Origin of the sequence: Nocardia anaemiae NBRC 100462 (assembly GCF_001612725.1) — a bacterium.
Taxonomy (GTDB): domain Bacteria; phylum Actinomycetota; class Actinomycetes; order Mycobacteriales; family Mycobacteriaceae; genus Nocardia; species Nocardia anaemiae.
In genome coordinates, this window is the sequence record NZ_BDAZ01000051.1 from 97,927 (window position 1) to 111,938 (window position 14,012).

Genomic DNA, 14,012 nt, shown 5'->3' on the forward strand with positions numbered 1-14,012 from the left:
ACCCGGTGTCACCGAGGCGGATTCGCGCGAGATATCGCCGACGACCGCGCGGGCCGGGACGCCGGTGCCGAGGGGCGGAGTAGGAGCGAATCGTGAGCGAGTGTCAGCGAGGTGCAGTCCTGAGCGAGATGACAGGCGGTGCGCAATCGGTAGCAGGCGCGGCGAGAGTATGGGCGCCGGGGGCGAGGGCTCGGCAGGTCGTGTCGTGAGTCTGGCGGTAGAGGTGCACGGCCTGGTCAAGACCTACGGCCGGGCGCGGGTGCTGGACGAGGTCGACCTACAGATCCCGGCGGGCACGGTGATGGCGCTGCTCGGGCCCAATGGCGCGGGCAAAACGACGACCGTGCGCATCGTGACCACCCTGCTGCGGCCGTGTGCCGGATCGGTGCGGGTGGCGGGCATCGACGTCTTGCGCGATCCGGCGGCCGCACGGCGGCGCATCGGACTGTCCGGTCAGTACGCGGCAGTCGATGCCAACCTGACCGGATACGAGAATCTGCGCATGGTGGCGCGGCTGTACGGAATGTCGCAGCGACAGGCCACATCTCGCGCGGCGGAGTTGCTGAGCTCCTTCGGCCTGGACCATGCCGCACATCGGCGCGCGGGTACCTATTCCGGCGGTATGGCGCGGCGGCTCGACCTGGCCGGTGCACTGGTGGCACGGCCCGCGGTGGTGGTGCTCGACGAGCCGACCACCGGACTCGATCCGCGCGGCCGTCTCGATATGTGGCGCGTCATCGGCGATCTCGTCGACGATGGCACCACGGTGCTGCTCACCACCCAGTATCTGGAAGAGGCCGACCAGCTCGCCGACCGCATCACGGTCATCGATCGCGGGCGGGTCATCGCCAAGGGCTCGGCAGACGAGTTGAAGACCTCCATCGGCGGCGACCGGCTCACCGTCACTCTGGCCCCCGGCCAGGACGTGTTGCCCGCGCTGACGATCCTCGCGCAGGTCGGCATCGGTGAACCGACCCACGATCTGGGCGCGGACGAAGTCTCCATCGTGGTCGCCGACGGCTCCCGCACCATGGTCGAAGCGCTGCGCAGGCTCGACGACGCCGGGGTGTGCGTGGTCGACGCAGGCGTGCACCGGCCCACTCTCGACGACGTATTCCTGTCCCTGACCGGCACCGCGGCGAGCGAAATCGAGCCGGAAATCGACGATGTACAAGAGGAGATCTTGTCTTGATGAGCACCGCAGTCGCGCGCGCCGAAGCCGAACCCACCGCGAAAACCGAATCGCCGCAGGAGATTCGGCAGCCACACGTCCGGATCATCCGCGACAGCGCCATCGTGGCATACCGGAATCTGCTGACCATCCTGCGGGTGCCGACCCTGCTGGTGACCGCGACGATCCAGCCGCTGATGTTCGTGTTCCTGTTCGCCTACATCTTCGGCGCCTCACTCGGCGGCGGCCAATATCGCGAATTCCTGCTCGCCGGAATCTTCACCCAGACAGTCGCTTTCAACGCCGCCTTCACCACAGTAGGCCTGGCGGGCGATCTGGAGAAGGGCATCATCGATCGGATGCGGACGCTGCCGATGTCGCGGCTGGCGGTGCTGATGGGGCGCACGCTCTCTGATCTGGTGGTGAATATTCTGAGCGTGGCCGTCATGGTCGGTTGCGGCTATATCGTCGGCTGGCGGATCAACGGCGGGATCGTCGATGCCGTATCGGCTTTCGCGATAATTCTGCTGTTCGCATTCGCGATGTCCTGGGTCGGCGCGATCACCGGTCTGCTCTCACCCACCGTCGAAGTCGCTCAGAGTGCGGGCCTGATCTGGTTGTTCCCGCTGACCTTCATCTCTTCGGCCTTCATTTCCGCGGAATCGCTGCCCGGCCCGCTGCGCACCGTGGCCGAATGGAACCCGATCACCGCGGTTTCCGCCGCCGGTCGCAAGCTCTTCGACAACGGTGCGCCACCCACCTTCGGCACCCCGACCGGTTGGCCCGCCGACCACTGCATCGAATACTCGGTGGCGTGTTCGCTTGCCATCCTTATCGTGGTCGTGCCGTTGGCGCTGCTGCGCTACCGGAAGGTGGCAAGTAAGTAGTAGCCGTCATCGCCGAGTGCCATGGCGGCTCGTCCTCAGTCGTCGTTCGGCCTCGGGCACGCCGAGCCGGTCGCCTAGTTGACAGCCCTTGTGCTAGCTGCCCACGTGTGCGGCTGCCACAAGGGCTGTTTGCTCGATACGGCATCCTGGACGCGTCGCTGGTCGGTCGGGTGGAGATTGTCGCCGCCGAGGTCGCAGATCCAGGACTGCCTGCCATGGCGGCGACGGTGCACATCGAGCGCATTCCAGCCGCAGCGGCGGGACATGTCCGAGTGGGGTATGAGAAAGGCCGCCTGCACCCGTTGGATGCAAGCGGCCTCTGACGGAACCTAAACCCGACGTCGCGTCTTCAGCAGGTCCAGCCGCTCCTTGAGCAGCTCCTCCAGCTCTTCCTTGCTGCGACGCTCCAGCAGCATGTCCCAGTGCGTGCGCGGCGGCTTGACCTTCTTGGTCTCCTGGGTGGTGCCCTCCATGAGGGTGCCCTCCTGGCCGTTGCGGCAGAGCCAGGTCGGGGGGATCTCGGCGTCGTCGGCGAAGGGGACGTCGAACTCCTCTCCGTTATCGGTCCGGTACCGAGCAATCCGTCGCGGGGCCAGGTCGTGGTCGCGATCGGTTTCGTAGCTCACCGCTCCGAGCCGACTGCCCCGGAGTACGCGATCTGCCATGGTGTGCCTCTCCCTGTGTGCTCGAGTCTTGTTGCGCTGCGACCGCGTCCCTCATCGGTCACTGCCGGATGAACGCATGACGCTCGCTGGACCTTAGGTATAACGATCGTGCCTGCGCCAATAGTTCCCCATCGGCGTACCGGCGAACCGTTCCATTGTAGTCGGTGTCCCGCCCACACTCCGCCACGCCCGCGCCGCGCCGATAAACCCGGACCGCGAGCCCCATGCGGTCGGCATAACCATTAGGGTTCTGCGTCATGTCGCGCCGCTTGCTGTCCTGCTGCCTGTGGTGTGGGCGGGAGATCGTCGAATCGGAGGCCGGACGTCGTCGCCGGTACTGCCGTCAGTCCTGTCGCCAACGCGCCTACGAACACCGCAACAGTTTGAAGGGAACCGGAATTCCGGCGGATTCGGTGGTACTGAGCGCCCAGGAGGCGGCCGATCTGGCCGACCGCTGGTTCGCCGCCCGCTGCGCCGCCGAGGACGTGGCCACCGCCATCGGTGAGGGCGCCGACACCGAAGAGTTGAAGGCACTCAGCGCCACACTATTGACCCTTACGCGCGAGGCGGAACGGCTGCGGTGAGGGTCGACCGCTAGCCGAGTCGGTGCTCTTCGACCGAGGTACTCAGGTTCGTGCCGTTGAGATCCAGGTACAGCAGTCGCTCGGTAATCGATACCGTGACCGTGTTGCGGCGTTCGATCGCGGTGACGGCGGTATCGATGAAGTCGCGATCGAAGCTGTACAGCGGAATGGCGTCGGCGCGGTGGATCCGCTTGCCGGTGAGCTGTGCGAGCACCTTGGCCGGGTCGCGATGGGTGTAGATGGCAACGCGTTCAGCCGATTTGCTGCCGCGGTGTACACGATCGGCATCGGGTGCGCCGACCTCGATCCAGGCGGTGAGCCGTCCGGTGAGATCGCGCACCAGCACCGCGGGCTCGTCGGTGGACGAAACGCCGCCGTCGCTGAAGGTGATGCCCTCCTCGTATTCGAGGCAGTAGGCGAGCAGCCGCGTCAGCATGAATTCGGCGGTTTCGGACGGGTGTCGGGCGACCCGCAACTCCAACTCCTGATAAACGCCACGGTCGAGGTCGGCGAGTTGGACGGTGAAGGTGTGCAGTGTCGCGCTGATGGCCATAGCAGCAGGAGCTTAACGGTGTGGTCTACGGCACGGGCTGGATGCGATCCACGAACCGCTTCGGCGTCAGGTGTGGCATGCTCCGAATCATGCCGCCAGCTGTGTATGTCGTCGGATGCGCCGTGCCGCTGTCCGTCGCGATGACGAATATCGTCGGTAAGTATCTGTAATGTTCGTGGCGCTGGATCGGCTGCGGCTGTTCAACTTTCGTGAATTATTCGTGCACCTCAGCCGGACGACGATGTCGGTCGCGGTGTTCGCGGTCTCGGCCGCGTTGCTCGTCGCGGTGTTCGGTATCTCGGGATCTATCACCGAGTCGGTGAACCGCCTCGGCGCAGATATCGCCGGAAACGCCGCGCTGGAGGTGTCGGGCGTGACCGACGCCGGGTTCGGCCAGGCGCTGCAAACGGAGCTCGCGCGGGTGCCCGGGGTGGCCGCCGCCGTGCCGATGATCCGGGCCGATGTCGGATCCGCGGACACCCGCACCCTGCTCATCGGGATTGATCCGGCCTCGGCCGCGTCCCTGCACAGCGACCTGCAACGGGCCGTCTCCGCGCAGACCGGCGGCGGCACGAAGCTGCTCACGGTGCCCAACGGCGTGCTCGTCGGGCCCGGCACCGGCCGGTCCGAGGGGGAGACATTCGAGGCGGACGAAACCACCGTCACCGTCGCGGCGGTTATCGACGGACCTGCGGCGCAGGGACTCAACGACGGCCACTTCATCATGTCGACGCTCGCGCTGGCACAGCGGATCACCGGCCGCACCGGCACGATCGACTCGATATTGCTGGTCGCCGCGCCCGGTTCCGACGTCGGTGTGGTGCGGTCCGCGGTCGACACCGTGGTCGCCGGGCGGGCGGTGGTGGCCGACCCGAACTTCCGTGCCGCGCAGGCGGGCGGGGTCATCGCGGTGCTGCGGTCCACGACGCTGATGGCCGCCGCACTGGGCCTCGTGGTCGCGGGATTCCTCATCTACAACGCGATGAGCATGGCGATCAACCAGCGCCGCGGCGTCATTTCGACGCTGCGCGCCATCGGCGGGCGCAAGCAGGTCATCGTGCGCGACCTGCTCGCCGAAGCCGCGGTGCTCGGCGCCATCGGCGGGGTACTCGGCATCGGCATCGGAATCCTCATGGGCCGCTGGACGATCGGTCTGCTGCCCGCTGCCCTCGTCCAGTCCTTGCAGGTCCGGATCGGGTACGCCCTGCCCGGGTTCACCGTGCCACTGGTGCTCACCGCCTGTGTGGTCGCGTGCGTCGGTGCGGCGGCGGTCGCGGCGCGCCAGGTGTACAAGGTTGCGCCGATCGAAGCGCTCGCGCCGGTCGGTGTCTCGTCGGCGGATCGGATCCACCTGTCGTTGCGGATCGTCGCCGCCGTCGCCGGTGTGGGGTCCATCGCCGTGTCGATCGCCGCCGCCACAATTGATCTCGGTCTCTGGTCGATCGGCGCGGTGGCGCTGTTCCTCGACGGTGCCGTTTTCGTCTGCTTCGCATGCTTCGATCAGTTGGTCGCGGCGACCGTCGCGGTTGCCAGGTATTTCGGCGCACCGGGCGCGCTCGCGGCGGCCACTATCGAGCGTGCGCCGCGGCGGGTCTGGGTCACCGTGATATCGGTGCTGATCGCGGTGGCGATGACGGTGTCGATCACCGGATCGAACAAGAACGGGATCGATTCGGCCGTCGACACCTTCGGCCCGGCGGCGGCGGTTGACGTGTGGGTCCAGCCGACGTCGAACGAGGTGTTTCCGACCGGACCGCTGCTGCCGAACGGAATCGAGCAGACGATCGCCGCATTGCCCGGTGTCGCCGGTGTCGTGCCTGGACAGATGGCCTACGCGTCGATCAAAGGGTCGAAGGTGATCGTGCAGGGTCTCGCGGCGGGAACGCGGCATCCGCTGTTCGAGTCCCTGAGTGCTTCGGCGCGGGCGGGGATGTTGGCCGGTGCCGGTGTGGTGGTGTCGCGCGATATCGCGCGCACGCTCGGCGTACGCGCGGGCGACGACCTGACGATTCCGACGCCGCACGGTTTCCAGCACGTCGAGGTGCTCGAGGTGTTTCCGTATTTCTCCGCATTGACCGGATTCGTCGGCATGAGCCTGCCGCAGCTGCGGGAGTGGTTCGACCGGCCCGGCTCGACGCTGCTCGAGGTGACCGTGCAACCGGGCGCGGACCGGGCGGCGGTACAGCGCGCGATCGGCGCGGCCGTGCCGACGTCCGTGCACGTGTACTCCGGGCAGCAGGAGCTCGCCGGGACGACCGCGAGCCTGCAGCAGGCGACCGTGCTGATCAGTGCCATCACCTGGATCGTTGTATTCGTCGCCGCGGTCGCCCTTGTCAATACGTTGATGCTGTCGGTGCTCGAGCGCCGCCGCGAACTCGGTGTCCTCCGAGCGATCGGATCATCACGGCGCTTCTTGCTGCGCATGGTGCTCGCGGAGGCGGCGGCGATCGGGGTGGTCGGCGGCATCTGTGGGCTGGCGATCGGCGTGGCGAACCAATATGTGAATACGCTTGCGTTCACACATGTTCTCGGACTGGACATCGCCTTCGGGCTCACTCCGGCGACTGTGGTCTTCGGGCTCGGGGCTTTGCTCCTGTGCCTCGCCGGGGCGGTTCCGCCAGCCCTGCACGCGGCGCGGCTCAACATCATTGACGCAGTCGACGTCGAATGATGCCTGATGCGCATAACTTCGGGAGAGTTCGATCGAAAGCGGTATCGCCGCAATCGAGTTGGTAGTCGACCGGTGCCGCGGTGTTCCCAGCGCTGGTTTGCCGATGTGTTCCTGGCGTCTGGGTTACGATGCGGGCGCGGTGTCTCTGGCAAGTCGATTCAACCGGTGCCGCCCGGGCCGATGGAGGTCGATCATTCTGCGTCATGTCGGATCGCTGACCGCTCTCCGCCGCCTCCGATAACCGGCCGACGGCATCATGTCGAACGAAGAAAAGCTCAGGGAGTATCTGAAGCGCACGCTCGGGGAAGCGCGCGAAACACGCAGCGAGTTGAACCGCCTGCGGGCGGAGCGCTCCGAGCCGATCGCGGTCATCGGAATGGCCTGCCGCTTTCCCGGCGGAGTTACCACATCGGCTGAGCTGTGGGATCTCGTCGTCGGCGAGCATGATGCGATCGGCCCGTTCCCGCGCGACCGCGGCTGGGAGCTGGCCGAACTGTTCGACGCCGATCCCGATGCGCCGGGACGGAGTTACGCGCGCGAAGCCGGTTTCCTCGACGGCGCGGCCGAATTCGACGCGGCATTCTTCGGCATCTCCCCGCGCGAGGCGCTCGCGATGGACCCGCAGCAGCGGTTGTTGCTGGAAACCTCATGGGAGGCGATCGAACACGCCGGTATCGATCCGAGGGCGCTGCGTGGTAGCCGAACCGGTGTTTTCGCGGGGGCGAGTGCGAACGACTATGCGGCGCGCCTGCTCGACACCGACGCATGGCCGCAGATCGAGGGCCACTGGCTGACCGGGAACACGATCAGTGTCGTATCCGGCCGCATCGCCTACCACCTAGGTCTGCACGGCCCGGCACTGTCCATCGACACCGCGTGCTCGTCATCGCTGGTGGCACTGCACGAGGCGGGCCAATCGCTGCGGTCGCGAGAATGTGAGACCGCGCTCGCCGGTGGTGTGACGGTGATGGCGACACCCGGGATGTTCCAGTACTTCTCGCGCCAGCGCGGGCTCGCCGCCGACGGGCGGAGCAAGTCGTTCGCGGCCGCCGCCGACGGGGTCGCGTGGTCCGAGGGCGTCGGCGTGCTGCTGCTGGAGCGGCTCTCGGACGCCCAGCGCAACGGGCGCACCGTGCACGCCGTAATTCGCGGCAGTGCGATCAACCACGACGGCGAGAGCAACGGGCTGACCGCGCCGAACGGGCTTTCGCAGCAACAGGTCATCCGGGCGGCACTGGACGCGGCGGGTATTGCCGCGCGTGATGTCGATGTCGTCGAGGCACACGGGACCGGGACACCGCTCGGTGATCCGATCGAGGCGCACGCGGTGCTGGCCACCTATGGTCGGGACCGCGGATCGAGCCCCGCGCTGATCCTCGGGTCGCTCAAATCGAATATCGGGCACACTCAGGCGGCGGCCGGTGTCGCGGGCGTGATCAAGATGATCGAGGCGATGCGCCATCGCGTGGTGCCGAAATCGCTGCACATCGACGCGCCGAGTCCGCAGATCGACTGGTCCACCGGCGCGGTGGAATTGGCCGTCCAAGCCAGGCCGTGGCCAGCTGGTGACCGGCCGCGGCGTGCGGCGGTTTCGTCGTTCGGCATCAGCGGCACGAACGCGCATCTCATCCTCGAGGAGGCGGCACCACCCGCGGCGCGGGACTCCGACAGCGCCGCATTGCCGGTGCTGCCGTGGGTAGTCGCGGCGCGGGATTCGGCCGGACTCGCCCGGCAGGCGGCGCGGCTGCGGGATTGGGTGCGAGCGCGGCAGGACGTGTCTGTCCTCGACATCGCGTGGTCGCTCGCCAACCGATCGAGCCAGGAGCGCACGGCTGTCGTGGTCGGAGCCGACCGCGCCGAGCTGCTCGAAGGACTCGACGCGATTGCCGAACAACGGTCGGCGGCGGGCGCGCTCGCGGGCAAGACGGCATTCGTCTTCCCGGGCCAGGGCGCCCAGTACCTGGGCATGGGACGCGAACTGTACGCGACGTTTCCCGCGTTCGCGGCGGCATTCGACGCGGCGGAGGCCGCGCTGGCGCAGCCGATCCGCGATGTGCTGTGGGGCGAGGATCCGAACCTGTTGAACCGCACCGATTTCGCGCAGTCGGCGCTGTTCGCGATCGGTGTCGCGGCATACCGGCTGGTCGAATCCTGGGGCGTGCGTGCGGATTTCGTCGCCGGTCATTCGATCGGGGAGATCGCGGCCGCGCACGTCGCCGGTGTGTTCGACCTCGCCGACGCCGCTCGGCTGGTGTCGGCGCGCGGGCGGTTGATGGCGGCGCTCCCGGACGGCGGTGCGATGGTCGCGGTGCTGGCGAGCGCGGCCGAGGTCAGCTCGGCGCTCGTTCCCGGCGCCGAGATCGCGGCAATAAACGGGCCGAGGTCGGTCGTGGTGTCCGGGGCGGCGGCATCGGTCGACGACGCGGTCGTGGAACTACGACGGCGCGGGCACAAGGTGCATCGGCTGCCGGTGTCGCACGCATTCCATTCGGCGCTCGTCGAACCGATGCTCGACGAGTTCGCGGTGACCGCCCGCGGCATCGGGTACACGGCACCGTCGATGCCGGTCGTCACCATGTCCGCCGCGACGGTGGATCTGGATATCGCGACGGCGGACTACTGGGTCCGGCAGGTGCGTGAGCCGGTGGCATTCGCCGACGCGGTGCGCGGGCTGGAGGACGCCGGAGCTGTTCGATTCCTGGTATCGGGCCCGGACGGCGGATTGGCTGCCTTGATGGCGGATTCGGTGCGCTCGGCCGATGTGGTGTCGGTGCCGATGCTGCGCAAGGATCGCGGCGATGTCGCCACGACGGTCGGTGCGGTGGCTGCGTTGGCGGGCAGCGGTGCCGGGGTGCACTGGACCGCGGTGCTCGACGGCCGGGGTGCGCGCGGTGTGCCACTGCCGCCGTATGCCTTTGCGCGCGAACGCTATTGGGCGGTGCCCGGGCAGTCCGACCAGACACCGGCCGGACTGCGCGCCACCGGTCATCCGTTGGTGAATGCGCTGGTGGCGAACCCGAGTTCGGGCGGCGTGATAATGACCGGGCAGCTGTCGATCGCGACGCAGCGGTGGTTGGCCGACCATCGAATTGGCGACCACGTCATGCTCGCCGGAACCGTCTTCGTCGAACTGGCCGTCCGAGCCGGTGACGAGGTGGGTTGCCCGACCATCCGCGAGCTATCGCTCATCGCACCACTGCACCTGCCCGACGATGGCGGCGTGATCGTCCACGTGATCGTCGGTGGCACAAGCGAATCCGGTGATCGGCCGGTGTCGGTGTACGCCCGGGCCGACACGTCAATGGACGACTGGACCCTGCATGCACAGGGTGCGCTCGTACCCGGCGAGCACGCCGCGGCGGTCGAACCGTTCGCATGGCCACCCGCGGACGCGGATCCGGTTGATCTGACCGGCGCGTACGACCGGCTCGACGCCGACGGGTACCGCTACGGCGACGCTTTTCGCGGCCTGACCGCACTGTGGCAGCGCGGCGATGAGCTGTTCGTCGAGGCGGCACTGCCGGATTCGGCGGATGCGGGTCGATACGGATTACACCCGGCTCTGCTCGACGCGGTTCTGCACGCGCACTTGGTGACACGTCCGGTCGATGATGCCGTGCTCCTGCCGTTCGGGTGGGAACACGTGACGCTGCACGCATCCGGTGCGGCGGCGGTGCGCGCGTGGATCGCGCCGACGGCCAACGGCGCTATGCGAGTGCAGATAGCGGATCCGCAGGGTAACGCGGTGCTGTCGATCGGCGAGTTCACGGCATTGCCCGCACCGACGGAACGAATCGTGCCGCCTCGGGCGGCATTGCTAGGCGTCGAATGGCAGCCGAGGCAGGTGTCCGCGACGCCGGTGTCGTTCGTCGAGTGGGAGCGGCTCGGCGATGGCGCGCCACCGGCCCTGGTCGTGGCGGACCTTCGAACGGCCGACGCCGACGCTGTCGCGGCCGTGCACGCGACAACGCGGAGGATATTGGCTGTCCTGCAACAGTTCCTGGGCGATCAGCGCTTCGGCGAGAGCAGCCTGGTTGTGCTGACCCATGGTGCCGTGTCCATCGCCGACACCGAGACGGTCGATCTGGCCGCGGCCGCGGTCTGGGGACTCGTGCGGTCGGTGCAGGCGGAGGAGCCCGGCCGCGTCACACTCGTCGACACCGCCGCCGCGGACCTCGCCGAGATCGTCGCTGTGGCAGCGGCTTCGACAGAACCGCAGCTCGTACTGCGTGGCGCGACACTGTACGTGCCGCGGCTCGTCCGCATCGCCGCACCGACCGAGCGGTTGGCGGCCGACCTGACGACCGGAACCGTGCTGATCACCGGCGGTACCGGCGGGCTGGGTGCGGTCCTCGCGCGACATCTGGTGCGGGAGTATGGAGTACGGCACCTGCTGCTGGTGAGTCGCGGAGGTGCGGCGACGCTGGGTGCGGCAGAACTACAGGCCGAACTGACCGAGGCCGGGGCCGACACGCGGATAATCGCATGCGATGTCGCCGATCGCGCGGCTGTCGCTGAGCTCTTGGCATCGATACCCGCCGACGTGCCGTTGATCGGTGTCGTGCACGCGGCCGGTGTGCTCGCCGATGGTGTGCTCGATTCACTCGGACCGGACCAGCTGGATCGGGTGCTGCGGCCCAAGGTCGATGGAGCCTGGCACCTGCACACGCTCACCGGCGACTTGCGCCTGTTCGTGCTGTTCTCCTCGGCGGCGGGCGTTGTCGGTTCACCCGGGCAAGCGAATTACGCTGCGGCGAACGGATTTCTCGACGCCCTCGCTCGGCATCGGCACGTGGCCGGTTCGGTGGCGACTTCGATCGCATGGGGACCGTGGACCGCCGATCAGGGAATGACGGCCACCCTCGGCGCGAGTGACACCGCACGCATCCAGCGTCTCGGGTTCATGCCGATATCGCAGCGCGAGGGTCTGGCACTGTTCGATGCCGCGATCGGTTCGGGCCGCCCCGAGATAGTTGCCGCGGTGCTCGATACGCGGACCGGCCGGGATCGACTACCGATCTGGCAGACCATCGCGTCCGTCCGACGGCCCGCGGCGCAATCCCACCGTCACCCGGCGCACACGAAGGGTGCTGCCGGATATCAGCTTTCGTCGCTACTCGAGCTCGTCCGCGCCGAGGCCGCGACGGTGCTCGGACACCGAGGTCCGGACAGCGTCGATCCCGACCGGAACTTTCGCGACCTCGGATTCGACTCGCTGACAGCGCTCGAGGTCCGCAACCGTCTCAAGGAGACGATCGGGCTGACGCTGCCGACGACGGTGATCTTCGACTATCCGACCCCCACCGCGCTTGCCGAGCATGTGCTCGAACGGCTCGGCGCCGCCGCCGAGCGCACCCGCACCGATGCGGTGCGCTCCGTCGAACTGGCGGAGCCGGTCGCGATCGTCGGTGTGGGATGTCGCTATCCAGGCGGCGTCGGATCTCGGGAAGACCTGTGGCAGGTGGTCGCGGACGGACGCGACGTGATCGGTGAGTTCCCTACCGATCGCGGTTGGGCCGAGAATTTATACGATCCCGATCCAGATGCCCAGGGCAAGTCATATACCCGCGCCGGTGGATTCCTCTACGACGCTGGTGATTTCGATGCCGGATTCTTCGGAATCAGCCCGCGTGAGGCACTTGCGACGGACCCGCAGCAGCGCATTCTGCTCGAGGTGGCCTGGGAGGCGCTCGAGGACGCGGGAATTGATCCGCTGTCGTTGCGGGGCAGCGATACCGGCGTGTTCGCGGGCGTGATGTACCACGACTATGGAGCGCCCACGCCTGCCGGATCGCTGGTGACCGGTAGGGTCGCCTACTCGCTGGGGCTGCTCGGTCCGGCCGTTTCGGTGGACACGGCATGTTCGTCCTCGCTGGTCGCCATGCACCAGGCGTGTGCGGCGTTGCGTATGGGGGAGTGCGGTCTGGCCCTGGTCGGCGGGGTGACGGTGATGGGCACACCGGCTGTGTTCGTGGAGTTTTCGCGTCAGCGTGGTTTGGCGCGGGATGGTCGGTGTAAGTCGTTTGCCGAGTCGGCTGATGGTGTCGGGTGGGGTGAGGGGGCAGGTGTTGTTGTGTTGGAGCGTCTTTCGGATGCTCTGGCTAATGGTCATCGGGTTTTGGGTGTGGTTCGTGGGAGTGCGGTGAATCAGGATGGTGCGTCGAATGGTTTGACGGCGCCGAATGGTCCGTCGCAGGAGCGGGTGATTCGGTCGGCGTTGGCGAGTGCTGGTTTGACCGCTGCTGATGTGGATGTGGTGGAAGGGCACGGTACTGGTACGACGCTGGGTGATCCGATCGAGGCGCAGGCGTTGTTGGCGACCTATGGTCAGGGTCGGAGTGAGCCGGTGTGGTTGGGGTCGATCAAGTCGAATATGGGGCACACTCAGGCGGCCGCTGGGGTCGCGGGGTGGTCAAGATGATCGAGGCCATGCGGCGTGGGGTGATGCCTGCGACGTTGCATGTGGATGCGCCGAGTTCGCATGTGGATTGGACTTCGGGTCGAATCGAACTATTGACTGAGGCTCGGTCGTGGGAGTCGGTGGGTCGGCCACGACGGGCCGCGGTGTCGTCGTTCGGGATCAGTGGAACGAATGCGCATGTGATTGTGGAGGAGGCCCCTGCGGAGTGGGCGTCGCGGGAAGCTGGGGATGGATCGGCGTCGCGCAATGTTGGGCTCGGGTTGGCGGTGGTGCCGTGGTTGATTTCTGGGCGTTCTGCTGAAGCTGTTGTGGCACAAGCGGATCGACTATCGGTGTTGGGGGAGATCTCGGCGTTGGATGCCGGGTTTTCGTTGGCGATGACGCGGGCGCATTTGCCGTGGCGGGCTGCGGTGTTGGATCGATCCGAACTGGATGCTGTGACTCCGCGACGGGTGGTCGGGGGTAAGACGGTTTTTGTGTTCCCTGGGCAGGGTGGGCAGTATGCGGGGATGGGGCGTGAGTTGTTCGACGCGTTCCCGGTGTTCGCGGAGGCGGTGCGTGAGATTTGTGATCCGGGATGGCTTTTCGCATCCGACACCGACCTGGATCGGACCGACAACACGCAATTGGGTGTTTTCACGGTCGAGGTCGCGCTGGCAAGACTGCTCGAATCGTGGGGTGTGATACCGGATTTGGTGATCGGGCACTCGATCGGTGAGATCACCGCCGCGCATGTGGCGGGGGTGTTGTCGCTGGATGATGCGGTGCGTGTGGTGACTGCTCGTGGTCGTTTGATGGCGGGGCTCCCTGCGGGTGGGGCGATGCTCGCAGTCCAGTTCAGCGCGGGCGGCGAGATCGATGCGGTCGATCAGGTCGACGATTTGCCGGATGGGGTTTCAGTGGCCGCGATCAATACACCAGGTTCGGTGGTGGTGTCGGGCCCGGAGGCGGGCATCGCCGAACTCGAAAAACGCTGGGCCGATCGGCGCACTCGGCGGCTGACGGTCAGTCATGCGTTTCATTCGGTGTTGATGGAGCCCATGCTCGATGAATTCGCCGC

At 67.2% G+C, this 14,012-nt stretch carries 9 protein-coding genes and 1 pseudogene; 8 read left to right on the plus strand and 2 right to left on the minus strand.

What is annotated here, in order from left to right:
* The first annotated feature begins 205 nt into the window (after positions 1–205).
* From NA5_RS27125 to NA5_RS27135, 3 genes are all read left to right on the plus strand, one after another.
* Complete coding sequence (locus NA5_RS27125; RefSeq protein WP_174555275.1) at positions 206–1,192, plus strand: ATP-binding cassette domain-containing protein; 987 nt, start codon at positions 206–208, stop codon at positions 1,190–1,192.
* A gap of 83 nt (positions 1,193–1,275) precedes the next feature.
* Positions 1,276–2,058, plus strand: a complete 783-nt coding sequence (locus NA5_RS27130; RefSeq protein WP_062991007.1) for an ABC transporter permease — start codon at positions 1,276–1,278, stop codon at positions 2,056–2,058.
* A 107-nt stretch (positions 2,059–2,165) separates the two neighbouring features.
* The gene (locus NA5_RS27135; RefSeq protein WP_062990967.1) at positions 2,166–2,381 is read left to right on the plus strand and encodes a hypothetical protein; all 216 of its coding nucleotides are present in this window, start codon (positions 2,166–2,168) and stop codon (positions 2,379–2,381) included.
* Between the two features lie 6 nt (positions 2,382–2,387).
* Here the strand turns inward: NA5_RS27135 and NA5_RS27140 are convergent, their stop codons facing one another.
* Positions 2,388–2,723, minus strand: coding sequence for an RNA polymerase-binding protein RbpA (locus tag NA5_RS27140; protein ID WP_040691372.1), 336 nt, complete (start codon positions 2,721–2,723; stop codon positions 2,388–2,390).
* 257 nt (positions 2,724–2,980) lie between these two features.
* Between NA5_RS27140 and NA5_RS27145 the strand changes: the two genes are divergently transcribed.
* A complete protein-coding gene (locus tag NA5_RS27145) occupies positions 2,981–3,307 on the plus strand; it encodes a hypothetical protein (RefSeq protein WP_062990969.1) in 327 nt (108 codons plus the stop codon).
* Between the two features lie 10 nt (positions 3,308–3,317).
* Here NA5_RS27145 and NA5_RS27150 read toward each other — a convergent pair whose 3' ends face one another.
* On the minus strand, positions 3,318–3,860 hold the full coding sequence (locus NA5_RS27150; RefSeq protein ID WP_062990971.1) for a YaeQ family protein: 543 nt from the start codon (positions 3,858–3,860) through the stop codon (positions 3,318–3,320).
* Positions 3,861–4,029: 169 nt separating this feature from the next.
* On the opposite strand from NA5_RS27150, the gene NA5_RS27155 reads away from it, so the two are divergent.
* The 4 genes and pseudogenes from NA5_RS27155 to NA5_RS43530 form a co-directional block, all read left to right on the plus strand.
* Positions 4,030–6,531 (plus strand): ABC transporter permease, encoded by a 2,502-nt coding sequence (locus tag NA5_RS27155; protein ID WP_062990973.1) that lies wholly within the window; start codon positions 4,030–4,032, stop codon positions 6,529–6,531.
* 256 nt (positions 6,532–6,787) lie between these two features.
* On the plus strand, positions 6,788–12,952 hold the full coding sequence (locus NA5_RS42435) for a type I polyketide synthase (protein WP_062990975.1): 6,165 nt from the start codon (positions 6,788–6,790) through the stop codon (positions 12,950–12,952).
* Between the two features lie 23 nt (positions 12,953–12,975).
* Positions 12,976–13,230: pseudogene (locus tag NA5_RS43525) on the plus strand (ketoacyl-synthetase C-terminal extension domain-containing protein); the annotation flags it as partial.
* Between the two features lie 30 nt (positions 13,231–13,260).
* The coding region (locus NA5_RS43530; protein ID WP_245672419.1) for an acyltransferase domain-containing protein at positions 13,261–14,012 on the plus strand (752 nt) is incomplete at its 3' end.